Origin of the sequence: Halogeometricum sp. S1BR25-6 (assembly GCF_031624495.1) — an archaeon.
Classification (GTDB): Archaea; Halobacteriota; Halobacteria; order Halobacteriales; family Haloferacaceae; genus Halogeometricum; species Halogeometricum salsisoli.
This window is the reverse complement of the sequence record NZ_JAMQOP010000001.1, coordinates 1,173,246-1,199,294: the sequence shown is the minus strand read 5'-3', so window position 1 is coordinate 1,199,294 and position 26,049 is coordinate 1,173,246. Positions and strand designations below refer to the sequence as shown.

General features: G+C 69.0%; 28 protein-coding genes. 15 read left to right on the top strand and 13 right to left on the bottom strand.

What is annotated here, in order from left to right; translation table 11 throughout:
- Positions 1 to 19: 19 nt before the first annotated feature.
- The 3 genes from NDI76_RS06245 to NDI76_RS06235 all read right to left on the bottom strand — a co-directional run bounded on the left by NDI76_RS06245 (position 20) and on the right by NDI76_RS06235 (position 2,337).
- The gene (locus NDI76_RS06245; RefSeq protein WP_310923144.1) at positions 20 to 694 is read right to left on the bottom strand and encodes an MBL fold metallo-hydrolase; all 675 of its coding nucleotides are present in this window, start codon (positions 692 to 694) and stop codon (positions 20 to 22) included.
- Positions 695 to 803: 109 nt separating this feature from the next.
- Positions 804 to 1,886 (bottom strand): DnaJ domain-containing protein, encoded by a 1,083-nt coding sequence (locus NDI76_RS06240; protein WP_310923143.1) that lies wholly within the window; start codon positions 1,884 to 1,886, stop codon positions 804 to 806.
- A gap of 55 nt (positions 1,887 to 1,941) precedes the next feature.
- Positions 1,942 to 2,337, bottom strand: a complete 396-nt coding sequence (locus NDI76_RS06235; protein WP_310923142.1) for a hypothetical protein — start codon at positions 2,335 to 2,337, stop codon at positions 1,942 to 1,944.
- 133 nt (positions 2,338 to 2,470) lie between these two features.
- Here NDI76_RS06235 and NDI76_RS06230 point away from each other — a divergent pair, with 133 nt between their 5' ends.
- The 3 genes from NDI76_RS06230 (at position 2,471) to NDI76_RS06220 (ending at position 4,699) form a co-directional block, all read left to right on the top strand.
- On the top strand, positions 2,471 to 3,469 hold the full coding sequence (locus tag NDI76_RS06230) for an MBL fold metallo-hydrolase (protein ID WP_310923141.1): 999 nt from the start codon (positions 2,471 to 2,473) through the stop codon (positions 3,467 to 3,469).
- 66 nt (positions 3,470 to 3,535) lie between these two features.
- A complete protein-coding gene (locus tag NDI76_RS06225; protein WP_310923140.1) occupies positions 3,536 to 4,375 on the top strand; it encodes an alpha/beta fold hydrolase in 840 nt (279 codons plus the stop codon).
- Positions 4,376 to 4,414: 39 nt separating this feature from the next.
- Positions 4,415 to 4,699 carry a DNA-directed RNA polymerase subunit L gene (locus NDI76_RS06220; RefSeq protein ID WP_310923139.1) on the top strand — a complete coding sequence of 95 codons (285 nt, stop codon included), beginning with the start codon at positions 4,415 to 4,417 and terminating at the stop codon, positions 4,697 to 4,699.
- 6 nt (positions 4,700 to 4,705) lie between these two features.
- Here NDI76_RS06220 and NDI76_RS06215 read toward each other — a convergent pair whose 3' ends face one another.
- From NDI76_RS06215 to NDI76_RS06205, 3 genes are all read right to left on the bottom strand, one after another.
- Positions 4,706 to 5,260 (bottom strand): DUF1684 domain-containing protein, encoded by a 555-nt coding sequence (locus tag NDI76_RS06215; RefSeq protein WP_310923138.1) that lies wholly within the window; start codon positions 5,258 to 5,260, stop codon positions 4,706 to 4,708.
- A 118-nt stretch (positions 5,261 to 5,378) separates the two neighbouring features.
- Positions 5,379 to 6,191, bottom strand: a complete 813-nt coding sequence (gene hisF / locus NDI76_RS06210) for an imidazole glycerol phosphate synthase subunit HisF (protein WP_310923137.1) — start codon at positions 6,189 to 6,191, stop codon at positions 5,379 to 5,381.
- Between the two features lie 251 nt (positions 6,192 to 6,442).
- Positions 6,443 to 8,221, bottom strand: coding sequence for a glycoside hydrolase family 13 protein (locus NDI76_RS06205; RefSeq protein WP_310923136.1), 1,779 nt, complete (start codon positions 8,219 to 8,221; stop codon positions 6,443 to 6,445).
- An 87-nt stretch (positions 8,222 to 8,308) separates the two neighbouring features.
- On the opposite strand from NDI76_RS06205, the gene NDI76_RS06200 reads away from it, so the two are divergent.
- From NDI76_RS06200 to NDI76_RS06190, 3 genes are all read left to right on the top strand, one after another.
- Positions 8,309 to 8,527, top strand: coding sequence for a DUF7550 family protein (locus NDI76_RS06200; protein WP_310923135.1), 219 nt, complete (start codon positions 8,309 to 8,311; stop codon positions 8,525 to 8,527).
- Between the two features lie 51 nt (positions 8,528 to 8,578).
- Complete coding sequence (locus NDI76_RS06195) at positions 8,579 to 9,547, top strand: quinone oxidoreductase family protein (RefSeq protein WP_310923134.1); 969 nt, start codon at positions 8,579 to 8,581, stop codon at positions 9,545 to 9,547.
- A gap of 73 nt (positions 9,548 to 9,620) precedes the next feature.
- Complete coding sequence (locus NDI76_RS06190) at positions 9,621 to 10,130, top strand: hypothetical protein (RefSeq protein ID WP_310923133.1); 510 nt, start codon at positions 9,621 to 9,623, stop codon at positions 10,128 to 10,130.
- A 51-nt stretch (positions 10,131 to 10,181) separates the two neighbouring features.
- On the opposite strand, the gene purL is transcribed toward NDI76_RS06190, so the two are convergent.
- Complete coding sequence (gene purL / locus NDI76_RS06185) at positions 10,182 to 12,386, bottom strand: phosphoribosylformylglycinamidine synthase subunit PurL (protein WP_310923132.1); 2,205 nt, start codon at positions 12,384 to 12,386, stop codon at positions 10,182 to 10,184.
- A 169-nt stretch (positions 12,387 to 12,555) separates the two neighbouring features.
- On the opposite strand from purL, the gene NDI76_RS06180 reads away from it, so the two are divergent.
- Positions 12,556 to 13,239, top strand: a complete 684-nt coding sequence (locus NDI76_RS06180) for a PHP domain-containing protein (RefSeq protein ID WP_310923131.1) — start codon at positions 12,556 to 12,558, stop codon at positions 13,237 to 13,239.
- On the top strand, positions 13,239 to 14,348 hold the full coding sequence (locus NDI76_RS06175; protein ID WP_310923130.1) for an asparagine synthase C-terminal domain-containing protein: 1,110 nt from the start codon (positions 13,239 to 13,241) through the stop codon (positions 14,346 to 14,348). Before NDI76_RS06180 ends, NDI76_RS06175 begins: the two co-directional genes overlap by 1 nt.
- A 10-nt stretch (positions 14,349 to 14,358) precedes the next feature.
- On the opposite strand, the gene NDI76_RS06170 is transcribed toward NDI76_RS06175, so the two are convergent.
- Both NDI76_RS06170 and NDI76_RS06165 read right to left on the bottom strand, forming a co-directional pair.
- Positions 14,359 to 14,835: an NUDIX hydrolase gene (locus tag NDI76_RS06170; RefSeq protein ID WP_310923129.1), complete on the bottom strand. Its 477-nt coding sequence runs from the start codon at positions 14,833 to 14,835 to the stop codon at positions 14,359 to 14,361.
- Between the two features lie 143 nt (positions 14,836 to 14,978).
- Positions 14,979 to 15,968, bottom strand: coding sequence for a transcription initiation factor IIB (locus tag NDI76_RS06165; RefSeq protein ID WP_310923128.1), 990 nt, complete (start codon positions 15,966 to 15,968; stop codon positions 14,979 to 14,981).
- A gap of 181 nt (positions 15,969 to 16,149) precedes the next feature.
- Here NDI76_RS06165 and gatC point away from each other — a divergent pair, with 181 nt between their 5' ends.
- Both gatC and gatA read left to right on the top strand, forming a co-directional pair.
- Entirely contained in the window at positions 16,150 to 16,428 is a 279-nt protein-coding gene (gatC, locus tag NDI76_RS06160; RefSeq protein WP_310923127.1) for an Asp-tRNA(Asn)/Glu-tRNA(Gln) amidotransferase subunit GatC, read from the top strand.
- A complete protein-coding gene (gene gatA, locus NDI76_RS06155; protein ID WP_310923126.1) occupies positions 16,429 to 17,721 on the top strand; it encodes an Asp-tRNA(Asn)/Glu-tRNA(Gln) amidotransferase subunit GatA in 1,293 nt (430 codons plus the stop codon).
- A 199-nt stretch (positions 17,722 to 17,920) separates the two neighbouring features.
- On the opposite strand, the gene NDI76_RS06150 is transcribed toward gatA, so the two are convergent.
- Positions 17,921 to 18,052 carry a transporter gene (locus NDI76_RS06150; RefSeq protein WP_310923125.1) on the bottom strand — a complete coding sequence of 44 codons (132 nt, stop codon included), beginning with the start codon at positions 18,050 to 18,052 and terminating at the stop codon, positions 17,921 to 17,923.
- A 246-nt stretch (positions 18,053 to 18,298) separates the two neighbouring features.
- Between NDI76_RS06150 and NDI76_RS06145 the strand changes: the two genes are divergently transcribed.
- On the top strand, positions 18,299 to 18,592 hold the full coding sequence (locus tag NDI76_RS06145) for a hypothetical protein (RefSeq protein WP_310923124.1): 294 nt from the start codon (positions 18,299 to 18,301) through the stop codon (positions 18,590 to 18,592).
- Positions 18,593 to 18,654: 62 nt separating this feature from the next.
- Here NDI76_RS06145 and NDI76_RS06140 read toward each other — a convergent pair whose 3' ends face one another.
- The 3 genes from NDI76_RS06140 to NDI76_RS06130 form a co-directional block, all read right to left on the bottom strand.
- Positions 18,655 to 20,259: a TrkH family potassium uptake protein gene (locus tag NDI76_RS06140; RefSeq protein ID WP_310923123.1), complete on the bottom strand. Its 1,605-nt coding sequence runs from the start codon at positions 20,257 to 20,259 to the stop codon at positions 18,655 to 18,657.
- An 88-nt stretch (positions 20,260 to 20,347) separates the two neighbouring features.
- A complete protein-coding gene (gene trkA, locus NDI76_RS06135) occupies positions 20,348 to 21,685 on the bottom strand; it encodes a Trk system potassium transporter TrkA (protein ID WP_310923122.1) in 1,338 nt (445 codons plus the stop codon).
- A gap of 106 nt (positions 21,686 to 21,791) precedes the next feature.
- Positions 21,792 to 22,328 (bottom strand): type II toxin-antitoxin system RatA family toxin, encoded by a 537-nt coding sequence (locus tag NDI76_RS06130; protein WP_310923121.1) that lies wholly within the window; start codon positions 22,326 to 22,328, stop codon positions 21,792 to 21,794.
- A gap of 97 nt (positions 22,329 to 22,425) precedes the next feature.
- Here NDI76_RS06130 and NDI76_RS06125 point away from each other — a divergent pair, with 97 nt between their 5' ends.
- The 4 genes from NDI76_RS06125 (at position 22,426) to NDI76_RS06110 (ending at position 25,973) form a co-directional block, all read left to right on the top strand.
- Entirely contained in the window at positions 22,426 to 23,334 is a 909-nt protein-coding gene (locus tag NDI76_RS06125) for a DUF7551 domain-containing protein (RefSeq protein ID WP_310923120.1), read from the top strand.
- 66 nt (positions 23,335 to 23,400) lie between these two features.
- Complete coding sequence (locus tag NDI76_RS06120) at positions 23,401 to 24,198, top strand: FAD-binding protein (protein ID WP_310923119.1); 798 nt, start codon at positions 23,401 to 23,403, stop codon at positions 24,196 to 24,198.
- Positions 24,199 to 24,386: 188 nt separating this feature from the next.
- A complete protein-coding gene (coaBC, locus tag NDI76_RS06115) occupies positions 24,387 to 25,547 on the top strand; it encodes a bifunctional phosphopantothenoylcysteine decarboxylase/phosphopantothenate--cysteine ligase CoaBC (RefSeq protein WP_310923118.1) in 1,161 nt (386 codons plus the stop codon).
- A 66-nt stretch (positions 25,548 to 25,613) separates the two neighbouring features.
- The gene (locus NDI76_RS06110) at positions 25,614 to 25,973 is read left to right on the top strand and encodes a DUF7322 domain-containing protein (RefSeq protein WP_310923117.1); all 360 of its coding nucleotides are present in this window, start codon (positions 25,614 to 25,616) and stop codon (positions 25,971 to 25,973) included.
- The last annotated feature ends 76 nt before the right edge of the window (positions 25,974 to 26,049 follow it).

Sequence of the window (26,049 nt, the reverse complement as noted above, 5' to 3'; positions counted from 1 at the left end):
AGGAATATGAAACCCGACGTCAGAGCCGGTCGGCCGCCCGGCGTAGGGCGTCGTAACCGCCGGTTCGGATCGGGTCGCCGTGGCCGACGCAGGCGACCTCGAAGGGGTCGATGCGCTCGGCGAGGTCGGCCAGGCTCTTCTCGTTGCGGTCCGCGTCGTAACACATCGGCCAGGGAAGCGTGTCCAGTTCGCCGTCGGACCCCCGAACCACGTCGCCGAGGAACGCCGCGCCGTGGCCCGCGTGGTGGTAGGCGACGTGGCCGGGCGTGTGGCCGGGGGTCCGGTAGGCGTCGAACCCTCCCACCTCGTCGCCGTCGCTGACGCGAATCACCTCGTTCTCCGGGGAGTCGATGAACAGGCGGGCCAGACGCTGGAACGCCCCTTTGTGGTTCCCGGCGGGCGGGTCGGCGTCGCCGAGGAGGAAGGAGGCGTCCGGTTCGGAGGCGTGTATCGGCACGTCGGCGTCGAGTCCGAGTGTGGCGAGCGTCCCGACGTGGTCGAGGTCGAAGTGCGTGAGGAGCACGCGGTCGATGGCCGAGGGGCTTACCCCCGAGGAGGAGAGCATCTCGCGCATCCGCGCCCCGTCCCACGGCGTCCCCGCGTCGACGAGCGTCAGCGTCCCGCCGTCGTCGACGAGGTAGGCGTTCACGCCGCGACAGCGGAACCGACGCACTGCTCCGGCTTCGAGAGTCATGAGTCGCCGTTGGTCCCGGAGCGACAAAAGTGGTCTCGCCTCGCGACCGATCGAGAGTATGCGGCCGACCGGGAGAACTCGAAACGGGTCCCCGCGGTTCCCGGCGCCGCTACTCCGACCCGAACAGCGTCCGCCCCACGTCGGCGAGGAACACCGTCACCGTGAGCACCGGGACGGCGACGACGAGGGCGACCGTGAGACCCGCGGCCGGCGCGGCGACGACGGGGCCGAGCGCGAACGACGCGAGCGGCGCCAGCGCCCCCACCGGGTAGAGATACAGCGAGAGGCCGGCCGTCCCGTGACGGAACCGGGCGGCGAAGGCGACGAAGACGGCCGCGAGGAGCGCCGCGCCGGCGGGAAAGGCGAGCGCCGGACCCGGCGCGGACCCGACGGCGCCGAGGGCGAACGCGCCGGGAGCGACGAGGCCGACGTCGCCGAGGAGCGTCGCGGCGGGCGACGCTTCGAGGGACGCGGCGAACGACGACAGCGCGGCGACGTTCGCACGGAGGTAGACCGCGAGGCCGCCGAGGTAGACGACGCCCGCGAGGAGCGAGGCGGTCCACGCGTACCACAGCGACCGGGGTGCGGCGGTGGCGGACGCCGAGTGAGCGGCCGACCCGGCGGACTCACCGCCGGACCCGGCAGTCGACGCCGACCCCGTGCGAGCCGAACGGTTCGCGGACCGGGCAGAGTCCGTCCGCGAGGCGTCGGTCGCCCCGGCCGAACGCGACCGGCGCGTCGACTCGGTTCGCGACCGGCCGGTGCCGCGAGTTCGGCCGGCGGTTCCGGTGCCCGCGTTCGCCCCGGAAGACCGGGTGCGGCCCGCCGAGGAGGCGGACGCCGTCGACGCGGACCGGCCGGCGGACTGACCGCCGGCCGCGTCGGCGCGCTTCCGCCACCGCCCGTCACCGTTGGCGCCGGCGCCGTCCTCCCGGCGGTCCATGCCGGCCGTCGGGAGGCCGTCGAGTCGCTCGGCCACGTACCGCTCGTGGCCCATCCGGTCATACGCCGCGCGCTTCGTCTCGTCGGAGAGCACCTCGTAGGCGGCGCGGAGCGTCTTGAACTGCACGCCCGCCCGGGCGTCGTCGTTCACGTCCGGGTGGTACTCCCGGGCCTTCCCGCGCCACGCCCGCTTGACGTCGGCCGGGGCGGCGTCCTCGGAGACCCCCAGCAGGTCGTAGAAGTTCTCCATTCAATTACTGACAGATACGAAAGTCTCCGATTTTAATGTATCGGGGAGAACATAGTCAGCTCGCGGACACGAGTGCGTCGACGCCGAACAGAAGGAGGACGCCGACGACGGCGACGACGGCGGCGTAGCCGTGTATCCGCCACGCGCGCTTCAGGTCGGCGCGTCGGGCCGCGTCGTCCGTCACCCGCCGCCTGTCGTTCCCGCCGTCCGACACGTCGTAGATGCCGAGCGAGGCGAACCCGGTGCAGAACATGAAGCGGGTCTGGAAGTAGCCCTCCGCCGCGCCGAACAGCGGCAGCGCCGCCAGCGCCGGTACCCACCACGGGCCGCCGAACCCGAACGCCCACGTTACGAGGCCGAGGGTGAGGAGGGCGGCGGCGGCGCCGAGGAGGGCGCGCCGGCGCTGTTCGGCCTCGCCGATGTTGCACTCGCCGGGCCGGTACTCGACCATGGCCGACTATCGGTCGTCGACAAGTGAAACCCTACCGCCCGAGGCGTCCTCCGCCGGTTTCGGAGGATGCGGCGCCTCGCCGTCACCCTCCGGGATGCCAACTCTCAACACCGTACGCGCCGTCGCGCGTGGTATGGACCTCCGTCGCATCCGACTCGGGAACACGGTGTTCGAGGGGCGGAACAACGCGTACCTCCTGCCCGGCGAGGAAACGACGCTCGTGGACGTCGGCGCCTCACTCGACGAGATTCGGGCCGATTTGGACGCCGGCCTCGCCGAGGCGGATTTGGACGTCACCGACGTCGACCAGATACTGCTCACCCACTGGCACGCCGACCACTCGGGCCTCGCGGGCGAACTTCAGGCCGAAAGCGGCGCCGTCGTCCGAGCGCACGAGGCGGACGCCCCCCTCGTCGCGGGCGAGGAATCCGCGGTCTCGGCCGAACGCGACCTGCGGCAACGGCGGTTCGAGGAGTGGGGACTTCCCGAGGCCAAACGCGCGGAGTTGGCGGACTACCTCGACACGCACGAGGATTTGGCGGGCGACCCGGCGGACGTAGTCACGATGACCGACGGCGACCGCATCCCCGCCGGCGACGGCGAACTCGAAGTCGTCCACCTGCCCGGCCACGCCGCCGGTCTGGTCGCGTTCGCGTTCGACGCGGACGGCGATGGAAGGCAGAACGGAGGGCGCGAACAGGCGTTCGTCGGCGACGCCATCCTCCCGAAGTACACGCCGAACGTCGGGGGCGCGGACCTCCGCGTCGAGCGACCCCTCGAAACGTACGTCGACAGCCTCCGCACCCTCGTCGACCGGGACCTCTCGCGCGCCCTCCCCGGCCACCGCGACCCCATCGAGGACCCCTCCGCCCGCGCGCGGACCATCCTCGACCACCACCGCGACCGGACTCGGCGCGTCGTGGACGTCCTGGACGAACACGGACCGCTCGACGCGTGGACGGTCAGCGCCCGCCTGTTCGGCGAGTTGGAGAACATCCACATCCTGCACGGTCCCGGCGAGGCGTGGGCGCACCTCGACCATCTCGTCCACGCGGACGTCGTCGAACGGGACGACCGCGCGTACCGACTGGTCGAGTCCGACCCCGACGTCTCGGCGCTGTTCCCCGAGTAACGTCTGATTATGGGCGCCGTCCGGTCGGCCGGGAGGACTATGGAAACGGCCGCCGGCTAGCCGACCATGTCACGACACAGCGAGTGGACGGAGCGACAGGACTCGACGACCGTCGCCGTCGACGGACACGACCTCGACGTCGCCTTCTACGACGAGGGGTCGGGCGACCCCGTCGTGCTCCTGCACGGGATTCCGACGTGGTCGTTCCTCTGGCGCGACGTCGTCCCCGGTCTCGAAGACGAGCGCAGAGTGATCGTTCCCGACATGGTCGGCTACGGCAACTCGTCGATGGCCGACGGCTTCGACCGGTCGATCCGAGCGCAGGAGGAGATGATCGACGGCCTGCTCGACGAACTCGGGGTCGAGACGGTCTCGTTCGTCGGGCACGACCTCGGCGGCGGCGTCGGTCTCCGGTACGCGTCGCACCGACCGGACGCCGTCGACGAACTCGTTCTCTCGAACGCCGTCGCGTACGACTCCTGGCCCATCGAGGCCGTCAACGACATCGGCCTCCCGTCGACGGTCGAGGAGAACGACGTCGAGGACCTACAGGAGATGCTCGACGGTCTGTACCGGAAGACGCTCTTCGACGACGACCCGAGCGAGGAGTTCGTGGAGGGGATGAAATCCCAGTGGCGGTCCGAGCAGGGGGCGGTCTCCCTGAGCCGAAACGCCGTCGCGACGAACACGAACCACACGACCGAACTCGACTACGATGACATCACCGCCGAGACGCTCCTGCTCTGGGGCGCGGACGACGAGTTCCAACCCGTCTCGTACGCCGAACGGTTGCGGGACGACCTGCGCAGCGCCGAGGTACGAGGACTCGACGACGCGAGACACTGGGTGATGCAGGACCGCCCGGACGCCTATCGCGAGGAGTTGCGGTCGTTCCTCCTCGGATAAGACGAAATACTGAAACGCCGTCACCGGGAAGGGGAGTGCATGGAACTGCGGGTCATCAACAAGACGGACGAGGAACTCCGCCTCGAAATCGCGGGCGAGGACCACACCTTCATGAACGTCATCAAGGGCGCCCTGCTGGAGACGCCGGGCGTCGCCGCGGCGACGTACGACATGAACCCCGAGCAGTCGGGCGGTCAGACCGACCCCATCCTCTCGGTGCGGACCGAACCGGGTACGGACCCGCTGGACGCCCTCGGGGACGCCTCCCGGCGCGTGCAGGACCTCTCGGCGGACTTCACGAACGAGTTCGAAGCCGCGCTGTAGTCCGGGTCAGTCCGGCCGATACGTCTTTTCGCCGGCGCGAATCGGCACGTCGAGCCAGTTCTCCGCCGGAACCAACGGACACTCGTAGCGGTCGCTGTAGGCGCAGAACGGGTTGTACGCCGCGTTGAAGTCGAGTACCCACGCGTCGTCCTCCCGGTCGTCCGGGTCCTCCAAGTCGAGATAGCGCCCCGCGCCGTACGTCTCCTCGCCGCTGGTTTCGTCGCGGAACGGCACCCACAGGCGGTTCTCTTCGGGGTCCGAACGGTAGGCGTCGAGCGTCACGTCCGTTCCCGCTATCTCGAACGCGAACGACCCCCAGACGAGGTAGTCGCGTTCGCCCTCGGTCGTCGTCTCGACGGTGATGGTCTCTTTGTCCTCGTACTCGTCCAGTTCGACGACGACGCGGTACGACTCCTCGGGGTCGAAGTACGAGAGACCGTCGAACGTCTCGCGCTGGTCAGCCGGAATCGGCGAGTTCGGGTCGCGGGCGAAGTACTCGTCTTTGTGCTCGCGGCTCGTCAGTAGCGCGTCGCGCCACGCGTCGGTGTCGAAGGAGCTCACAGCCCCAGTACGCGCTCGGAGAACTTGAACGCCGTCGCGTCCCGCGCCGACGCCGCACGACCGGTCGAGGGCGGGCCCGCACGCCCCGCATGCTCCGCGAACTCCTGACCGTCCCGACTCAGAGTCGGACGGGGACGTCGCGTTCGTCGAGATACTCCTTCACGTCGCGGATAGAGTACTCGTCGAAGTGGAAGATGGAGGCTGCGAGGCCGGCGTCGGCGTTCGCCTCGGTGAACACCTCGTACATGTCCTCCGGCCCCCCGCACCCCGAGGAGGCGATGACCGGCGTCGACACCTCGTCGCAGACGGCTTTGGTGAGCGGAATGTCGTAGCCGTCCTTCGTCCCGTCGGCGTCGATGGAGTTGACGAACAGTTCGCCCGCGCCGCGGGACTCTGCCTCCGCGGCCCACTCGACCACGTCGACGTCCGTCCCCTCGCGACCGCCCTTGACGGTGCACTCGAACCAGCAGGACTCGCCGTCCACCTCGACGTAGTGCTCGCCGGCCTCGTCGTAGCGCCGCCGGGCGTCCACCGAGATGACGATGCACTGCGACCCGAACGCCCGCGCGCCCTCGTTCACCAGGTCGGGGTTCCGGAGCGCCGCGGTGTTGATGGACACCTTGTCGGCCCCCGCACGGAGGGTCTCTTTGATGTCCTCGCGGGTGCGGATGCCGCCGCCGACGGTCAGCGGGATGAACACTTCGTCCGCGACGCGCGAGACGGTGTCGAGCATCGTCGCGCGCCCCTCTGCGGAGGCGGTGATGTCGAGGAAGACGAACTCGTCGGCGCCCGCCTCGTTGTACCGCTTGGCCATCTCCACCGGGTCGCCGGTGTGCTTCAGGTCCTCGAAGTTGACGCCGGTGTAGACGGCGGGGTTCCCGTCGTCGTCTAGGTCGACGTCGATACAGGGGATGATACGCTTCGTGAGCATTCCTTGCTACCGAGTTCGCGTATGGGCCGTTTGACGGTTTCGACTGTCGCCGTCCTTGCGCCGAACGCGGCGCCGACGCCACGAACGTTCATATACGGGGACGGGACCAGCGGTCCCGTGTCCTGACCGACGACCCGGCGCGTCCGCGGGTGCGCGACACGCCGCGCCGGGAGCGGAGCGGACCGCGTGTCGCCTGTTCGCCCCCGCGACGACCGAGAGCGCTCGCCCCGCGGCCGTCGGTCGCGCCCGTCTCACGCGAGTCGGTACACCCGCGCCTCCCACGGCCGGAGGCGGAACTCGCCGGCGAGCAGTTCCGAGACCGCCCGCCCGCCGCCGTCGTAGTTCGACAGCGCCAGCGTCGCCTCGTCGGCCTCGACGGGGATTTCGACGGTGGTCTCCCGGCCCGCGAAGTTGAGCGCGACGAACAGTCGCTTCTCGCCCAGCGTTCGCGTGTACGCCCACACCCGTTCGTGGTCCTGCACGAACGGGTGGTAGTCGCCGTAGACCACCACGTCGTTCTCGCCGCGGAACTCGACGAGACGCCGGTAGTACTCGTACACCGACCCCTCGTCGTCGCGTTCGGCCGCGGCGTTCACCTCGGGGTAGTTCGGGTTGACGCCGATCCAGGGTTCCGACTCGGAGAATCCGGCGTGCTCGTCGTCGGACCACTGCATCGGCGTCCGGGCGTTGTCCCGACTGTTGGCACGGAGGGCGTCGCGAACCGCGCCGAACGACGCCACCTCGCCGCTGTCGAGGGCGCTTCGGACGGGGTTGAGCGTCTCCACGTCGCGGAAGTCGTCGAGCGAGTCGAAGGGGTAGTTGGTCATCCCCAACTCCTCGCCCTGGTAGACGTACGGCGTCCCGCGGAGCGTGTGGAGCAGAGTACCGAGCAGTTTCGCCGACTCCCGACGATACTCCCCGTCGTCGCCGAAGCGAGAGACCATCCGCGGTTGGTCGTGGTTGTTCAGGTACAGCGAGTTCCATCCCTCCTCGGCGAAGGCGTCCTGCCAGCGGTCGAAGACGGCCTTCAGGTCGGTGAGGTCCCAATCGCTCGTCTCCCAGATGCGGTCGCCCCGGTCGATGAGCACGTGCTCGAAGTGAAACAGCATCGAGAGGCCGTCGCCGTCCTCGTCGGGCGAGACGTAGCGGCGCGCGTGGTCCAGCGGAAGCGGGTCGCCGATCATCTCGCCGACGGTGAGAAGCCCGCGGTCGAGGACGCGGTCGCGCATCTCGTCGAGGTACTCGTGGACGCGCGGCCCGTTCGCCGCGCGGTCGATGGTCCGAATCCCCGCCTCGGGGTCGGTGTCCGGCAGGCCGTCGGGCTTGGAAATGAGGTTGATGACGTCCATCCGGAAGCCGTCGATGCTCTTCTCTATCCACCAGTTCATCATCTCGAAGACGTCGTCGCGGACGGCCGGGTTCTCCCAGTTCAGGTCCGGTTGCTTGCGGTCGAACAGGTGGAGGTACCACTCGCCGGTGCCCTCGTGGTACTCCCACGCCGGACCGCCGAAGAACGACTCCCAGTCGTTCGGCGGCGCCTCGTCCGCGGGGCCGAGTTCGTACTCGCGGTCCGCCTCGGCGGCGTCGCGCCCCTCGCGCCAGATGTAGTAGTCGCGGTACTCGGCGTCCGTCGATTCGAGCGCGTTCCGAAACCACTCGTGCTCGTCGGAGGTGTGGTTCACCACGAGGTCCATGATGAGACGGATGTCCCGGTCGTGGAGGGCGTCGCGGAGGTCCTCCCAGTCGGCCATCGTGCCGTACTCGGAGTCGATAGCGCGGTAGTCGGCGATGTCGTAGCCGTTGTCGGCCTGCGGCGACTCGTAGACGGGGTTGAGCCACACCACGTCCACCCCCAGGTCGTCGAGGTGGTCGACCCGTTCGGTGATGCCGGGGATGTCGCCGACTCCGTCTCCGTCGGAGTCGTTGAAGCTCCGCGGATAGATCTGGTAGACGACCGCCTCCTTCCACCACCGCCGCTCCTCGCCGTTCGGCAGGCGCTCGGCCGCGCCGTCTCCGCTCGCGTCGTCCATACGCCGTCGTCGTCGGAAGCGTACTTAGCATCCCTGCCCGCCTCGCGATTCGGATGTTCTTTTAGGCGGGAACCCGAACGACCGCGTATGAGCGACGACACCCGCGAGAACCCCGACGACGACTATCGGAACCCGAGCGAAGAGTTCGAGAGCGACCACGACCAGTTCCCCGAGGCGCACCACTCTTCTGACCCCGGCCGCGTCACCGCTCCGATGCAGGAGTTCTCGACCGGAAAGGCGGCGACCGGATTCGTCGTCCTCGTCGTCGGCCTCGCGGTCATCTTCGGACTGCCGTTCCTCCTGTAGGTCCGCTTCCGCCTTCCGGTCGCTTTTGAGTCGAGCGACCGAAACACCGGTGTGAAGTCTATCGTCGTCACCGAGTTCGGTACCAGCGACGTCCTCGAAACGCGCGAGACCGACGTTCCCGAACCCGGTCCGGGTGAGGTCAGAATCGAAGTCGCCGCCGCGGGGCTCAACTTCGCGGACGTGATGCAGCGCCGCGGCCACTACCGCGGCGGTCCGGAACCCCCGTTCGTCCCCGGCATGGAGGCGGCGGGCACCGTCGACGCCGTCGGCGACGACGTCGACCGGGAGGTCGGCGACCGGGTCGTCGCCCTCGCCCCGGAAGCGTACGCTGAGTACGTCGTCGCGCCCGCGGCGTCGCTGTTCGAGGTGCCCGAGTCGATGTCGTTCCCGGAGGCGGCCGGGTTCCCCGTCCAGTTCCTCACCGCCCACAACTGCCTGCACAACTGGGGCGACCTGACCGCTCACGACCGCGTCCTCGTCCACGCAGCGGCGGGCGGCGTCGGGACGGCCGCCGTCCAGTTGGCCGACCACGCCGACGCGGAGTCGTTCGGCACCGCGAGCACCGCGGAGAAACTCGAACTCGCCGCCGACCTCGGTTTAGACCACGGCGTCAACTACGAGGAGGAGGACTTCCGCGAGACGGTCGAGGCCGAGACCGACGGCGAGGGGGTCGACCTCGTGTTGGACGGCGTCAACGGCGAGACGTTCGAGCGAAGCCTCGACGCCCTCGCCTCCTTCGGACGCATCGTCGTCTACGGCGCCGCCTCCGGCGACGTGGCGACGCCGGACACCACCGACCTCCTGTTCGAGAACAAGTCGGTGCTCGGCTTCCACCTCGGCAACGCCATCGAGAAGGACCCCTCGCGCGTCCTCGGCGCGGTCAGCGACCTCCAGCGACTGCTCGCGCAGGGGGAACTCGACGTCGTCGTCGGCGAGACGTTCTCCCTCGAAGACGCCGCCGAGGCGCAGGAGTATCTGGAGAGCAGGCAGAGCGTCGGGAAAGTTGTCCTCGAACCGTAGCGCGAGGGAGGGCTGACTCCCGGAACGGCGCGTCGGCTACCAGACTTTTCATCGGCGGGTCCGAAACCGGAGTGTGCCTACCGCCAAGTTCGAAGTCGCGGATTACGACGTCGCGGTCGAACCGTGGAGCCCCATCAAACGACGAATCGTCCTCCAATCGCCGGCCGGCGGCGACGACGGTGACGACGCTCGAAGTGAGAGCGAGGCGTCCCGCGACGAGGCGACGCTCCTGTTCACGCCCGACCGGACGGAGACCGGAGAGACGGGGGTCGTCACCGGCGTCGACTCCGAGAAGAGTCTCGACGTCTGGGCGTACTTCGACCTCGCGGAGTTTGACGACGTGCTGCGCCTCCTGGAGTCCGAGTCGGAGGCGTACCTCCACTTCGGTCACGCCAGCGGCTCCGCCGACGCGCGCTCGCTGTACTTCGTCTCCGTCGAGACCACCTCGTCCGTCCCCGGCGAGGGCGACGGAGAACTCGGCTCCTCGCTCCCGTTCGGCGCGCAGAACGGCGAGGAGTCGCTGGAGCTATCGGTCGAAGAGGAGGCGATAGAGCGCGTCGAGGGGCGGAGAGAGCGGAACTGAGCTGAACTAAGCTTGAACTAAGTTGGACCGAACTGAACCGAACTGAGCCGGTCAGTCGAGTTCTCTCGCGAGGGCGCCTCTGAGTTCCGAGACGGCCGCCGCGTCGTACTCCACCGTCTCCCCGGCGACGGACAGCGACAGCGTCCCGTCCGTCGTCGCGGCGCCGAGCGTCGTCACGGGAGCGACGCCGTCGAGAGCCTCGCGGACGGCCTCGGCGTCCGTCGTCTCCACGACGGCGCGCCCCGGCGTCTCGTCGAACAGCGTGAGAAGGCTTCCGAGCGTCACGTCCGCGCCCGCCTCGGCGGTGACCATCTCGGCCAGCGAGACGGCGAGGCCGCCGTGGCTCACGTCGTGGACGGCGAGCGTCTCTTCTCTATCCGCCACCTCGGCCAGCGCCGTCAGCACCTCGCTGGCGTTCTCGGGGAGCGCCGGGAACGCGTCCGACCCGCCCATCCGCGCGAGGAACTCCGACCCGCCGAGCGCGCCGCCGGACTCGCCGACGAGGAGGAGTTCGCCCTCGCCCGCGAACGCCGCCGGGGGGGCGTCGTAGCCGGCTTTCGTCCCGACGGCGGCCAGCGTCGGCGTCGGCGGGATGGGTCCCGACACGGAGTCGTTGTACAGCGAGACGTTGCCGCCGACGACGGGCACCGAGAGGTCCCGGCACATGTCGGCGAGGCCGTCGACGATACCTCGGAAGCCGCCGTACACCTCCGGCTTCTCGGGGTTACCGCCGTTGAGGCAGTCCACGGCGGCGAGGGGCGTCGCGCCCTTCGCCGCGAGGTTCGTCGCGTTCTCCAAGGCGACGGCGCGCGCGCCGTCGTAGGGGGCGCACGTCGTCCAGTTCGGGTTGGCGCCCGAGGAGATGGCGAGTCCGGCGCCGGTCTCACGGCTGTCGCCGTTCGACGATTCCGCGGCGCTCCGCGCTGCGCCCGCCTCCCTGATGGCCATCACGGCCGCGTCGTCGCCGGGTCGAACCGCCGTCCGGAGGCCGACCTCGTGGTCGTACTGGCGGTACACCCACCGCTTGGAGGCCGTCGAGGGCGACCCGACGACAGCCTCGAACGCCTCCTCCAACTCGGCGTCCGGTAGGTCGCGGTCGGGTTGCTCCGGTTCGACCGAGTCGAGGTCGTTCATCGGCGCCCCTTCGGCGAGGAACTCGGGGGGCACGTCGACGACCGTCTCGCCGTCCTTCGTGCAGACGTAGTTGCCCTCCGCGACCTCGCCGATGACCGAACAGCCGAGGTCGTACTTCTCGGCTATCTCGGTGACTCGGGGCAGGTTCTCCGCGCGCACCTCGTAGCACATGCGTTCCTGCGATTCCGCGAGGAGAATCTCCAACGCACTCATGTTCGGTTCGCGCTGGTGGACGCGGTCGAGGTCGATGTCGGCACCGAACCCGCCCTTGGCGACGAGTTCGGAGGAGGCGCCGCCGAGGCCTGCCGCACCGAGGTCGCGTGCGGACTCCACGAGGCTCTCGTCGACGAGTTCCTCGTTCGCTTCTATCAGGAGTTTCTCCGAGTAGGGGTCGCCCACCTGCACGGCCGGGCGGTCCTCCGTCTCGGCGTCCTCCGCGAGGTCCTCGCTCGCGAAGGAGGCGCCGCCGAGGCCGTCCCGGCCCGTCGCGTTGCCGACGAGGACGAGTTTGTTCCCCGCGGACTGCGCCTCCGCCGTCACGAGGCGTTCCTCGTCCAGCAATCCGACGCAGGCGACGTTGACGAGCGGATTACCCTCGTAGCCGTCGTGGAACTCGACGCTGCCGGCGACGGTGGGGACGCCGATGGCGTTGCCGTAGTCGGCGATGCCCTCCACGACGCCCTCCAAAAGGTAGCGGGAGTGCTCGCGGTCGAATCCGCCGAAGTAGAGGCTGTCGGCGAGGGCGATGGGGTAGGCACCCATCGACAGCGTGTCGCGGACGATGCCGCCGACGCCCGTCGCCGCGCCGTCGTAGGGGTCGACGTACGAGGGGTGGTTGTGGCTCTCGATGCCCAGCGTGACGTACGTCTCGCCGGCGCTATCGGTCGAGTCGACCTCGTTCCCGTCGGCGTCGTACGTCGGCAGGCGGACGACGGCGGCGTCGTCGCCGGGACCGACGACCACCTGGTCGCCCTCCGAGGAGAACGCCGAGAGGAGGGGGCGCGAGGAGCGGTACGCGCAGTGTTCGCTCCAGAGGTTCTCGAAGAGCACCGTCTCCGCAGGCGTCGGGTCGCGTCCGAGTTCGGCCACGACGAGTTCGCGGTCCGCGTCGGGAAGGCTCATTCACTGGTGTGGTCAGAACGCAGGCTCTAAGACCTTTCTATGTCCACGAACGTGCGTATCGAATCGCCGTCGAATCGCTGCCGGACGATAATCGAATCGCCGTCGAGCCGACGACCGATTCGCGGGTCGGACCGCGCCGCTTTTCTAACCGGGGCGGTTAGTTCTATCCGTGTTATCGGTCGAGTTGCACGCGCATTCGTCGCTGTCCTACGACGGCCGCGACCCGATAGAGCTGCTCCTCGAACAGGCGCAGGCGGTCGGACTGGACGCCCTCGCCGTCACCGACCACGACGAGATAGAGGAGAGCCTGCGCGCCGCCGACATCGCCGAGGAGTACGGCCTCGTCGGCATCCCGGGCATGGAAGTCACCTCGGCGGCGGGGCACGTCCTCGGACTCGGCATCGACGAACTCGTCCCCGCGGGGCTCTCCTTCGACGAGACGCTGACGGAGATACGCGACCAGGGCGGAATCGCCGTCGTCCCGCACCCGTTCCAGTCCTCCCGGCACGGGGTCGCCCCGCACATCACCCGGACGCAACTCGCCGGCGCCGACGCCATCGAGGTGTACAACTCGCGGCTGTTCACCGGCCGCTCGAACCGCAAGGCCGAGAAGTTCGCCACCGCGCGCGACCTGCCGAAGACCGCTGGCAGCGACGCCCACATCAGCGAGATGGTCGGGCAGGCCGTCACGCAGGTCGGCACGGACGACCGCTCGGTCGAGGGCATCCTCGACGCCGTCGTCCGAGGAGAGACGAACGTCATCGGCAACCGGACGCCGTGGCGCATCTCGCTCCGGCAGTTCGGCGGCGGCGTCACCCGCCGCGTGAGACGCGGCGTCGCCGACTTCTTCTGATGCTCCGCGGCGCCGACCCGGAGACGGTTCGCGCCGCCGTCGACTCGGGCGACCCGCTCCCCGGCACCGCTGGGTTCGCTGGCGAACTCGACGGCGCTCTCGTCCGCGACGTCCTCGGCAGACAGCCGCTGTTCTCCGAACGCGGCGCCGCCGACCCGAGTGCGCCCAGCGCGTGGTCGTTCGACCGACGCGACCTCTCGGACCCGATGCGCGTCCCGGCCGGGAGTCGCCGGACCGCCGCGGGGGACGAGGAGCTGTGGACGCTCCCGACGCCGCCGGCCGAGACGAATCGAGCGGCAGCGCTGTCGGCCGTCTCGGACGCCGTCACCGAGTCGGTGCGCGGCGTCGACGACCACGGATTGGCGGTCGCGTTCTCCGGCGGCGTCGACTCCGCCGTCGTCGCCGCGGGCGTCCCCGACGCTCCCTGCTATGTCGCCGGGTTCGAGGGGAGCCACGACGTGGCCGCCGCGCGCGACGCCGCCGCGGCGATGGGCCGGGGGGCAGACCTGCGCGTGGTCGAATTAACTCACGACGACATCCGCGGGGCCGTCCCCGAACTCGTCTCGATACTGGGCCGGATGAACCCGATGGACCTCCAGATAGCGCTGCCGCTCTATCTCGTCGGAAAGCGCGCGGCCGCCGACGGCTTCGACCGACTCGCCGTCGGGCAGGGGGCCGACGAACTGTTCGGCGGGTACGCCAAGGTGGCGAAGGCGCCCGAGGACCCCCGCGTCGAGGCCGACACCGTCCGCGGCGCGGCCGCGGAGATGGTTCGGACGCTCCCCGACCAATTGGAGCGAGACGTGCTCGCTCTGCGCGCGGCGGGCGTCGAACCCGTCGCGCCCCTGCTCCACGACCGGGTCGTGCGCGCGGCGCTCCCCCTTCCGGACGAACTGCTCGTCGCCGACGGCCGCCGGAAGGTGGCGCTCCGGGAGGCGGCGCGCGGACTCGTCCCCGAGTCGGTCGCCTCGGTGGAAAAGAAGGCCGTGCAGTACGGCACGTACGCGTCGAGGGAGTTGGACCGACTCGCCCGGCAGGCGGGGTACAAGCGACGGATGGACGACCACGTCGAGAAGTACGTCCGGTCGCTGGTCGAAGAGGAGAGGTGAGGAGAGTAGGTCAGCCCGCGCGCTCGGCGGCGTCGATGGCCTCTAGAGAGAACTGCACGGTGTCGGGGTCGACGTCGCTCTCTTGTAAGTCCGCAGCGTCGTACCACGCCCACACCTCCGGGTCCGCCTCGTCGTGCCCGTCGGGGTCGATCTCGCGCGAGTCGACCGTCGCGTAGTAGACGTGGTCGACGTGCTGGTGGCCGACGCGGCCGTCCTCGCGGACGTCGATGTCGTACAGCATCTGGCGGCGCGGGTCGGGGAGCGTTTCCCCGGCGGGCGCGGCCACCGGGTCCGTCTCGTCGAGCAACTCGGCGACGAGACCCGTCTCCTCGCGGACCTCCCTGAGTCCCGCCTCGTGCGGGAGTTCGTCCCGGTCGACGTGACCGCCGGGCGGGATGCGGATGCCGAGTCGCTCGTGGCGGTGCAGGGCGACGGCGCCGTCGTTGACGATGTACACCGTCGCGGTGAAGTGTCGCGTCGTCTCCATGGACGCCGGTTCGGGGGCACCGGATTGGGTGTTACGCTCTCCGTCGAGTGCGCTGGACGGAGACGTCGCTCGCGTAAGGGAGAGAGGAAGGAAAGCGGGGCGGAGAGGAGAAGGACCCCGAACGGAGCGGAAGGGTCGCCCGGTTAAGCGACCAGATGCTCTTCGGCTTCGAGCAGTTCGTGATAGCGGTTGCGGATGGTCACTTCCGAGATGTTGGCCACCTCGCTCACCTGACTCTGCGTCACCTTCTCGTTGGCGAGCAGCGAGGCGGCGTAGATGGCGGCGGCTGCGAGGCCGACGGGCGATTTGCCCGAGTGGATGCCCTGCTCTTTGGCCGTCTTCAGAAGCTGTCGGGCGTGCCGCTCGGACTCGTCCGAGAGGTCGAGGTCGGAGGCGAACCGCGGGACGTACTGCTCGGGGTCGGCGGGTTCGATTTCGAGCGAGAGTTCGCGGACGACGTAGCGGTACGTCCGGGATATCTCGTCTTTGCCGACGCGGGAGACGCTGGTTATCTCGTCGAGCGACCGGGGCGTCCCGGCCATCCGCGCGGCCGCGTAGAGCGCCGAGGTGGCGACGCCCTCGATGGAGCGGCCCGGAAGCAGGTCGTCGTCCAGCGCCCGTCGGTAGATGACCGAGGCCGTCTCGCGGACGTTGTCGGGGAGGCCGAGTGCGGAGGCCATGCGGTCGATTTCGCCGAGCGCCTGTTTGAGGTTGCGCTCCTTGGAGTCGCGGGTTCGGAAGCGCTCGTTCCACGTTCGGAGGCGCTGCATCTTCTGACGTTGGTTCGACGACAGGGAGTTGCCGTAGGCGTCCTTGTCCTGCCAGCCGATGTTGGTCGACAGCCCCTTGTCGTGCATCATGTTCGTCGTCGGGGCGCCGACGCGGGACTTCTGGTCGCGTTCGGAGGAGTCGAAGGCGCGCCACTCGGGGCCGTGGTCGACGGCGTCCTCTTCGACGACCAGTCCGCACTCTTCGCACACCGTCTCGCCGTGTTCGCTGTCGTTCACGAGGTTCGTCGAACCGCACTCCGGACAGCGAAGCGTCTCGTCCTCCTCTTGGGTCTCTTCTTCCTCTCCTTCGTTCTCGCGCGCGCGTGCGCTACGCGTACGAAAACTTCGGGTGGTTTCGGTCATTTTGATTGGGTGCAGAGAATGGGTCGGAGGGTTCTCCGTACACTATACTACGCGCGCGTTGGGCATATATCTGATGGCTAGCGAACGACGAAATCGGACCGCGGGGTCGCCGCAGTGGGGTTTCCACCCGCCCGGCGCCCACACCGAAACCCTTACTCTTGACCCCCGGTTCGTGACGAACATGAGCGATACGCCCGTGGACGCCGATGAGGTGCGTCACGTCGCGGAGTTGGCGCGGGTGAACCTCGACGAGGAAGAAGTCGAGGCGTTCGCCGCCCAGTTCGCAGACATCCTCGAGTACTTCGACGCCCTCGACGAGGTTCCGGAGGTTGAGGCCGACCCCGACCTCGTGAACGTCATGCGGACCGACGAGGTGCGCGACGGTCTGAGCCAAGAGGAGGCCCTGCAGAACGCTCCCGAGTCCGAGGACGGTTTCTTCAAGGGCCCGCGGGTGTCGTAGATGGGCGCGAACATCTTCATCACCGAGGAAACGGTCGACGGCGCCGACGACGGCCCCCTCGCGGGAACCACCGTCGCCGTCAAGGACAACATCAGCACCGAGGGCGTCCGCACGACGTGTGGGTCCGCGATGCTCGAAGACTACGTCCCGCCGTACGACGCCACCGTCGTCGAACGCCTGAAGGAGGCCGGCGCGACGGTCGTCGGCAAGACCAACATGGACGAGTTCGGGATGGGCGGCACCACGGAGACGTCCGCGTTCGGCCCGACGAAAAATCCCGTCGACGAGGAGCGAGTCCCCGGCGGGTCCTCGGGTGGGTCGGCCGCCGCCGTCGCCGCCGGCGAGGCGGACGTCGCCCTCGGCACCGACACCGGCGGGTCGGTCCGCAACCCGGCCGCCTTCTGCGGCGTCGTCGGCATCAAACCCACCTACGGGCTGGTCTCCCGGTACGGTCTCGTCGCCTACGCGAACTCCTTGGAGCAGGTCGGCCCCATCGGGTCGACCGTCGAGGACGCCGCCGCCCTCCTCAACGTCGTCTCGGGCGCCGACGACCGCGACGCGACGACGCGGTTCGACGAGTCGATGGACGCTCACCCCGCCGCGGACTCGGACTACGCGGCCGCCGCGGACGGCGACGTGGACGGTCTCACCGTCGGCGTCGTCACGAACCTCCTCGACGGCGCGGACGACCGCGTCGTGGAGACGTTCGAGCGGTCCGTCTCCGACCTCGAATCGCAGGGCGCCGAGGTGGTCGAGGTGAGCCTCGAATCGGTCGAGCACGCCGTGCAGGCGTACTACGTCATCGCCATGTCCGAGGCCTCCTCGAACCTCGCGCGCTACGACGGCGTGCGCTACGGCCTCTCAACGGGGAAAGAGGGCAACTGGAACGAGACGTACGCCGAGACGCGCGAGGAGGGTCTGGGAGAAGAGGTCAAACGCCGCATCCTCCTCGGGACGTACGCCCTCTCGGCCGGCTACCACGACAAGTACTACAAGAAGGCTCAGGACGCCCGCGCGTGGATCAAACAGGACTTCGACGCGGCGTTCGAGGAGGCGGACGTCCTCGCCACCCCGACGATGCCCGTCCTCCCGCCGGAACTCGGCGAGAGCCTCTCGGACCCCCTCCAACTCTACCTGATGGACGCCAACACCGTCCCGGTGAACCTCGCGAACCTCCCCGCCATCTCCGTGCCGGCGGGCGAGGCCGACGGTCTTCCGGTCGGACTCCAACTCGTCGGGCCGAAGTTCGGCGAGGAAACGATGATTCGGGCGGCCTCGGCGGTAGAGGAGTGACGTTCTCGGGGATTTCGTCCGGGGTTTCCGTGCGGGCACTCCGAGAGCACGGAGTGAATCCCCGGAAAGCGTGAGAGCGCCGCGATAAGCGCTGCGGGATTTCTTCCGTTCGATACATCGAGTGTTCCCGAGCGACCGACGCCGTACCGACGGCTCACGGGTGCGGAGCGACGAAAAAACCGGACCGCGAGTCGCCGGGTTACTTGTTCGTCAGCGCTCGCAGCGCCACGCCCGCGAGGATGGTCACGACACCGATGATGGTGGCGATGGGCGGGATGGGGATGAACAGGAACACGACGCCGACGAGTATCACGATGGTCGAGAGCTTCATGCTCCGTCCAACGTACATCAGACGGAAAAACGTGTTCGCCACCGGTTCGTTCCGGAGACTGTGAGCTAGCACGACAGATTCGGCGGGTGGGTCCTTCGACGGACGTCGCCGACCCGGCGGGGGACCCGTTCGTCGGGAATGTTTCCCCCGAGCGCGCGGGTCGGTCGTTTACGGGTCGAACCCCCGAGCTGACGTGTCATCTCGCCCCCGAAAAACTGTTTTACGGCGACGCCACGACCCGACGATATGGACGATTCGTTCGCCGAGACGGTCCCGAGGTGGGCGCTGCGGTTCGCGGCCGGGAGCGCGGTGCTCGCGGTTCTCTCGTTCCTCTTCGGCGGTCCCGGAACGGAACTGCTGACCGGTGCGCTCGCCGCGGCGTGTCTCGCCGTCTCCGGCTACGCGCTCTACGAGTGGCGACGCGGCCGCGAGGGGCCGCCCGGAGGTGGAGGCGGCGACGAGGGACAGGGGCGGACGCGCCGGACGGAGACGACGGCGGAGACGGGCACGAACGGACGCGGCGACGGCGGCGACCTGTAAGTCGTACGTCGTACGCCGTACGTCGGTTCGGCTCCCGTTCTTTTCTCCGCCCGCCGACCGCGTCACCGCCGCCAGTACTCCGGCGTCAGGAACACGAGTACGGGCAGGATTTCGAGGCGGCCGATCCACATCAACCCGATCATGAACAGCTTCGCCGCGTTCGAGAAGCCGAGATAGCTACCCATCGGGCCGGCGACTCCGAACCCCGGACCGACGTTGCCGAGCGTGGACGCCGCGGCGGCCATCGTCTCCAAGAGCGTGAGCGTCTGGCCGTGGCGCACGCCGTCGAGGAACAGGAGTCCGGTGGCGACGAAGAAGATGACCAGGTACAGCAGCGTGAACGCGTAGATGCCGCGGATGGCGCGTTCGTCGAGGGCGCGGCCGGCCAGTCGGACGGGTCGGACCGCCTCGGGGTGGGCCGTCGTGTACAGTTCCCGGCGGACGGATTTGATGATGACGTACCAGCGGACGACCTTTATCGAACCGCCGGTCGACCCGGCTGAGCCGCCGATGAACATCGCGAACAGGAGCAGGTACTTCGCCGGGGTGCTCCACGCGTTGAAGTCGATGCTGGCGTACCCCGTCGTCGTCACGATGGCGACGACTTGGAACGCCGCGTGGCGGAGCGCGGGTTCGACCTGCCCGACGATTATTCCGCTGACCTCGCCGAGGTAGGCCGCGTCGAACGTTCCGTCGGCCGGCACCGAGGCGGTGAAGCCCGCGCCGGTGAACAACAGCGCCGAGAGCAGCGCGGTCAGCGCCGCCATCACGCCGATGTACGAGCGGAACTCCGTGTCCTCGAAGACGCGGCGCGGGTCGCCCGTGAGCGCGTGCCAGAACAGCGCGAAGTTGACGCCGGCGGCGATCATGAACGGGATGATGATCCACTGAGCCGCCGCCGAGAACGCCTCGATACTGCGCGCCTCGGGGGAGAACCCGCCCGTCGGCATCGTCGTCAGCGCGTGGGCGACGGCGTTGTAGAGGGTCATGTTCGGGTCGATACCGAGGAGAAACAGTCCGTACAACAGCGCCGCTTCGAGGACGGTGAAGCCGAGGTACGCACCCCACAGCGCGCGGGCCGTCTCGGCGATGCGGGGCGTGAGTTTCTCGATACCGGGGCCGGGCGCCTCGGCGTCCATCAACTGCGCGCCGCCGACCGACAGTTCCGGCAGGATGGCGACGGCGAGGACGACGATACCCATCCCGCCGAGCCACTGGGTCAGCTGTCGCCACATCATGATCCCGCGGGTGTGCGCGTCGAACGATATCTCCCCGAGAACCGTCGCGCCCGTCGTCGTGAAGCCGCTCATGCTCTCGAAGAGGGCGTTGGCCGGGTTGCCGAGCGTCGAGGCGGGGCGGACCGGGGCGACGGCCGGCGGGATGCCGTGCGCCTCGATGAGGTACGGGACGGCGCCGACGACGGCGACGGTGAGCCACGTCAGCCCGACCATGAGAAAGCCCTCGCGGGCGCGGATGTCCGGGTCGGGGTCCAGTCGCTCCAGTCCCGCGCCGAGGACGACGGTCAGGGGAATCGTGACCGCGAACGGAACCACCGTCTCGCCGTAGTACAGCGCCACGAGGAGCGGAAAACAGAGCGGGACCGCGAGGTACTTGAGGATGCTCCCGACGAGACTGAGGCTGGCCCGGTAGTCGACGCGTAGCTTCATCGGCGAACCGTCTCGATTCTCTCGGGCCGGTGTGTACTAGTTTGCGATACCGTCCGCGGGTTCGTCGTTGGGGCGAACGGTGGACGGCTCACAGTCTGGGGGTCACCTCGCTGGCGACGGCGGCGTCGACGAACAGGACGACGTGGTCGCCCGCCTCGACGACGGTGTCGCCGCGCGGCGTGATGAACTCCCGGTCGCGCGTGATGGCGCCGACGACGACGCCCTCGGGAAGTTGCTGGATGGATTCGCGTATCTCGCGGCCGGCGAGGATGCTCGCGTCGTCGACCTCGATTTCGAGCACCTCGGCCTTGTCCGACTCGATGAGCGCGACGTTCTCCGCGCCGCCCTCGCGGGTGAACCGCGTTATCTCCTCGGCGACCACCTCGCGCGGGTTCACCCCCACGTCGACGCCGACGGCCTCGAACAGGTCGACGTACTCCGTCGCGTCGATGATCGCGACGGTGCGCTCGACGCCGATGCGGGCGGCCAGAAGCGAGACGAGGAGGTTCTTCTCGTCGGACTCCAGAGCGGCGACGACGAGGTCGGCGTCGCCGACGTGCTCGCGTTCGAGGAACTCCGTGTCGGTCGCGTCCGACTCCATAACGACGGTGTCCGGCAGTTTCTCGGCCAGATTCCGCGCCCGTTCGGGGTCGCGTTCGATGAGGCGCGGGCGGAAGCCGCGCTCTTCGAGCAGTCGGGCGACGTGGAATCCGATCTCCGACCCGCCGACGACGACCACCTCCTCGGCGGTTCCCGGCGACTCGTCGGGGGCGACCGTCCGCGCGAACTCCTGGACGCTCTTGGGCGTGCCGATGACGACGACGCGGTCGTTCGGTTGGATGACCGTCTCCCCGCGCGGTATCTCGACGGTGCCGTTGCGCAGGATGGCGGCGAACGTCAGCGCCTCGAAGCGGTCGGCATCGCGGACGGTGACGTTCGAGACGGGGCTGTTCTCGGCCACCTCGAACTCCGCCATCTGCACCCGCCCGCCGGCGAAGGGGTCGACGTCCCGCGCCGCCGGCAGGCCGATGATGCGCACGATGGACTCGGCGGCCAGCAGGTTCGTACACACCATGAAGTCGATGCCGAACGCCTTCTTCGAGCGCTGCCACGTCCGCAGGTACTCGGTATTCTTCACGCGGGCGATGGTGAACGCGTCGCTGATGGCCTTCACCGTCGAACAGACGACGATGTTCGTCTCGTCGTCGTCCGTCGAGGCGATGACCATCCCCGCGTCGTCGACGCCCGCCTCTTCGAGCGTCGAGACGGCCGTGCCGTCGCCGGCGATGGCCAACACGTCGTGCGAGTAGTTCATGTCCTCGACGCGTTCGGCGTCCGAGTCGATGACGACGACCTCGTGCACGTCGGCGAGGTCGGCCGCGATGCTGGATCCGACCTGTCCGGCGCCGACGATAACTACGCGCACGTGTGGCCCCCTCCGAGTAGCATTTCTGTGGAGCGTTGCGACCGAACCGGTATTCTTCTTTCGACATCCGCGCGGAACCGCACCGGCGCGCGCAGAGGGGCGTTCGCTAGTCCTTTCGGCGGTCGACGGTCAACTCGACCGGACGCTGGCGACCTTCGAGGTCCTCGACGATACGCGAGACGACGCGTTCGGCCTCCTTCTCTAGGGCGGGTTTCAGTTTGTCGATGACCCACCCGAACGAGACGAACCGCGGGAGGTTGAGCGTGCTCTCGTCGGCGGAGTCGGCGTCGTAGGACACCTCGAAGACGACGCGACAGGCCGTCTCGGCGTCCTCGGGGGCGTCGTCGGGGAGTTCCGGCAACTCCTCGACGTGCCAGTGCCCGTGCGCGCGGAAGTCCTTGACAATCCGCCAGTCGATTCGGTCCGGCGGGTGGAGTTCCGTCACCTCCGAGACGGCCGTGTAGTTGAGTTTCCACCACGAGAAGCGCATCGCGTACCGCGTCCCCGCCCCGCCGTCCCCCGTCCGACGCGTCACGTCGGTGAGGTGTTCGGAGTAGTGTACGTACCGAGGGAAGTCGGCGAGAAAGTCGTACACCTCCTCGGGCGGCAGGTAGACGACGGTGCTGACGACGATTTCGTCCACGAGTTCGGGGTTCGGAGGCTGCGAACAAAGCCTTGTGGGAAACGCGCGCGTCGGAACCACAACGTTGATAGCTCTGACAACGAACTGTCGGGTCGAGATGGTGGGTGGGACCCTCAGAGACATTCGAGCGCACGTGAGCGGACTGTCCGCGCCGACGGGACCGTACGCCGTGGTCTGTGCGCGCACGGCGCGCGAACCCGTCCCGTTGGCGGGCGAGCGCTTCGACAGCCGCGAGGACGCCGAACGCGCGGCCGACATGGCCGACGAGTACCACTCCGCGCTCCGGCGGTACGACCCGGAGGCGCCGCGGCATCACTTGATTGTCCGCGACGCCGCCGGTCCGCCAACCCCGCGGTCGAACGCCGACTCGGACGTCAGAATGCGCTACACCGCCTTCTGTCACGACGTCTCGGGCGCGGTGTTCGAGGCGCTCTCGGAGACGGGCTTTCGGGCCGCCGAGTCCGCCGCGATGGAGATGTACCTGACGCTGGCGGAAGTGGTCGAAGACCGCGACGACTTCTGTCTCACGATGCTGTGGAGCGCGATGAACGAACTGGACATCGGACTCGACGCCGCCGACCAGCGGACCGTCGTCGACGCCGCGGCCGACCTGCTCGGCGGGACCGGTTCCGAGGGGTGGACCGAACCGACGGTCGAGTCGGCTATAGCGCGGACGCTCGCTCGACTTGCCGAGGCGTCGTTCATCGGCGACTACGACGTGGCGGCGTGCCCCGGCGGCGACGCGTGGGAGGCGACGTTCGCCGACTACGCCCTCGCCGAACGGACCGGTCGGCTTCCGACGCTGCCCATCGCGGTCGACCTCGTGCGACGACTCCCCGACCGCCCCGTCTCGTTCACCGAGGCGACGCCGCTGGCCGACCGCCGGTGGCGCCTCCGCGTCGAGGCGGTCGACTCCTCGGACCCGAGCAGCGACGACCCCGCCGGCCTCGTCAGCCTCGACGCGACCGACGAGGGGCGACTGAACGAGACTGACTACCGGCTCTGAGCAGGCGGCCGGTCTCGGACCCGCCCGAACCGACGGACTCATCCTCGCCAGCGCGGTACCCCGTTTATGGACCGAGACGAACACGCGCACGGCCCGGCGGACGTCCTCGTGGTCGGCGGCGGCGTCGCCGGCCTCACCGCCGCGACGTTCACCGCCCGCGCCGGACTCGACACCCTCGTCGTCAACGGCGGCGAGAGCATCCTGAACCGCAACGCCCACCTGGAGAACGTCCCCGGGTTCCCGGCCGGCGTCAACTCCCGGCTGTTCGGCGACCTGCTCGCAGAACAGGCCGACCGCAACGACGTCCGGCGGCGCGAGGGGCGCGTTGTAACTGTCGAACGCGTCGAGGAGGACGGCCAGACGGGCGTGCGGTTCGTCGCCAGCGTTGAGGCCGACGGGACCGTCGAGACCGTTCGGACGCGGTTCGTCGTCGCCGCCTCGTGGTCGGATGCCGACTACCTCGACGACCTGAACGTGACCACCCGCGAGGCGGGGAGCAAGCGCTACGTCGACGTGGACGAACAGGGACGCGCCTCCGTCGAGGGCGTCTACGCCGCGGGCCGACTCGCCGAGAAGTACCACCAAGCCGTCGTCTCGGCCGGTCACGGCGCGGAAGTCGGTCTGACCGTCGTCCACGACAGCGACGTCTCCTACTACCACGACTGGGTCGCCCCCGAGGGCTACTTCACCGACCGCGGACGCGAGGTGCCGCCGGGGTGCGAGGAGATAGACGCTGAGGAACGGGAGCGCCGCGAGGCCGAATCTCGTGAGGTGATGACCGACTTCTTCGCCGACCCGCACGAGGAACCCCAGCGGACGCACCCGAGTCTGGTCGAGGACGAACGCGGCCGACTGGACGAGTAGGCGCTGTTCGCGGACGGCGCAACCGCAGGCGACTCCTCCCGAATCCGGTCGCTCGATAGCCGGCCGAACGACCGGGGGCTTCCAAACTGTTCACTGCGACCCTCCCGCCGCTCTGTGTCGTACCGAACGCGCATCCCGCGCCGTCGACACCGGACCGTTTTACTCCGCCCGTCTCGAACGCCACGACGATGTTAGATGGCGTGAACGTCGCCCTCGGCGTCTCGGGCAGCATCGCCGCGGTGAAGGTGGTCGAGTTGGCCCACGAACTCCGGCGGCGGGGGGCGTCGGTCCGCGGCGTGATGACCGAGAGCGCGCGGGGCATCGTCCACCCGTGGGCCGTCGAGTTCGCCACCGGGAACGACGTCGTGACCGAGATAACGGGCCGCGTCGAACACGTCGAACTCTGCGGCCGCGATGGGTGGGCGGACGTCCTCCTCCTCGCGCCCGCGACGGCGAACACCGTCGGGAAGATAGCGAGCGCGGTGGACGACACGCCGGTGACGACGTGCGCGACGACGGCCCTCGGCGCGGGCGTGCCCGTCGTCGTCGCCCCCGCGATGCACGAACCGATGTACGACCACCCCGGCGTGCTCGACGCCATCGACCGCGTGGAGTCGTGGGGCGTCCGGTTCGTCGACCCGAGAGTCGAGGAGGGGAAGGCGAAGATAGCCACCGAGGAGGCTATCGTCACGGACGCCGCCCGCGCGACGACCGAGGGGACGCTGACCGGGAAGCGCGTCGTGGTCACCGCGGGCGCCACCTCGGAGCCCATCGACCCCGTGCGCGTGCTGACGAACCGGTCCTCGGGGAAGACCGGCAGAGAGGTCGCACGCGCCTGTTACGTCCGCGGCGCCGACGTGACGCTCGTCCACGACGGCGCCGACGTGCCGTACGCCGAGACGGTCCGCGTCGAGACGGGCGCGGAGATGCTCGACGCCGTCCTCGACGCCGCGGGCAACGCGGACGCCGACGCTCTGGTCTCCGCGGCGGCCATCTCGGATTACACCGTCGACGCCGCGGAGACGAAACTCCGCTCGGGCGAACCCCGGACGCTCGAACTCGAACCGACGCCGAAGCTTATCGACCGCGTGCGGGAGGCCCACCCCGACCTCCCCGTCGTCGGCTTCAAAGCCGAGACGTCCGGCGACGACGACGAGATGGTGACGGCGGCGCGGCGGATTCTCGACCGCGCCGGACTGGCGTTCGTCGTCGCTAACGACGCCTCGGTGATGGGCGAAGACGAGACGCGAGCGCTGTTCGTCCGCGACGACGACGTGACCGAATTTTCGGGGTCGAAAGCCGACCTCGGCGCGCGCGTCGCGGCGGAGTTGGCCGCGGTGTTCGAGTAGGTTCGAATCGACCGGCACAGCGCTCCGAGAGCCTTATACGCCTCGCTCAGGAGGTTTACATGGGAGATGAGAGACGACCGAGACATCGGATTGGACGACGTCTATCCCGACGAATACCGCGGTCCGACCGCCCGGATTCCCAACGTCGACGTGCCGAAGGTCGACGTCCCGACGGCGAACTCGGACTCGATGTCGGACTCGTCCATCACCACGCTGTTCGTCCTTCAGGTCGTCATCTGGAACGCCGTGCTGCTGTGTTTTAGTCTCGGGCTGATGTTGATCTACTTCCGACAGAACGGGGCCGCCGGCGGCCAACTGCTCAGCGTCAGTCTCATACTCGCTCTCTACGGGGTGTATCGGTGGCCGAGAAGCGGCGACGACAGCGACGAGAACGGCGACGACGACCGCGACGATAACGGCGGCTGACCGAGGCAGTCAGGGTCGGGAAGAACTCCGGGGCGTTCCGGTGTCCGGCGTTCCGGTGGAACGGCGCGCCCGGAGT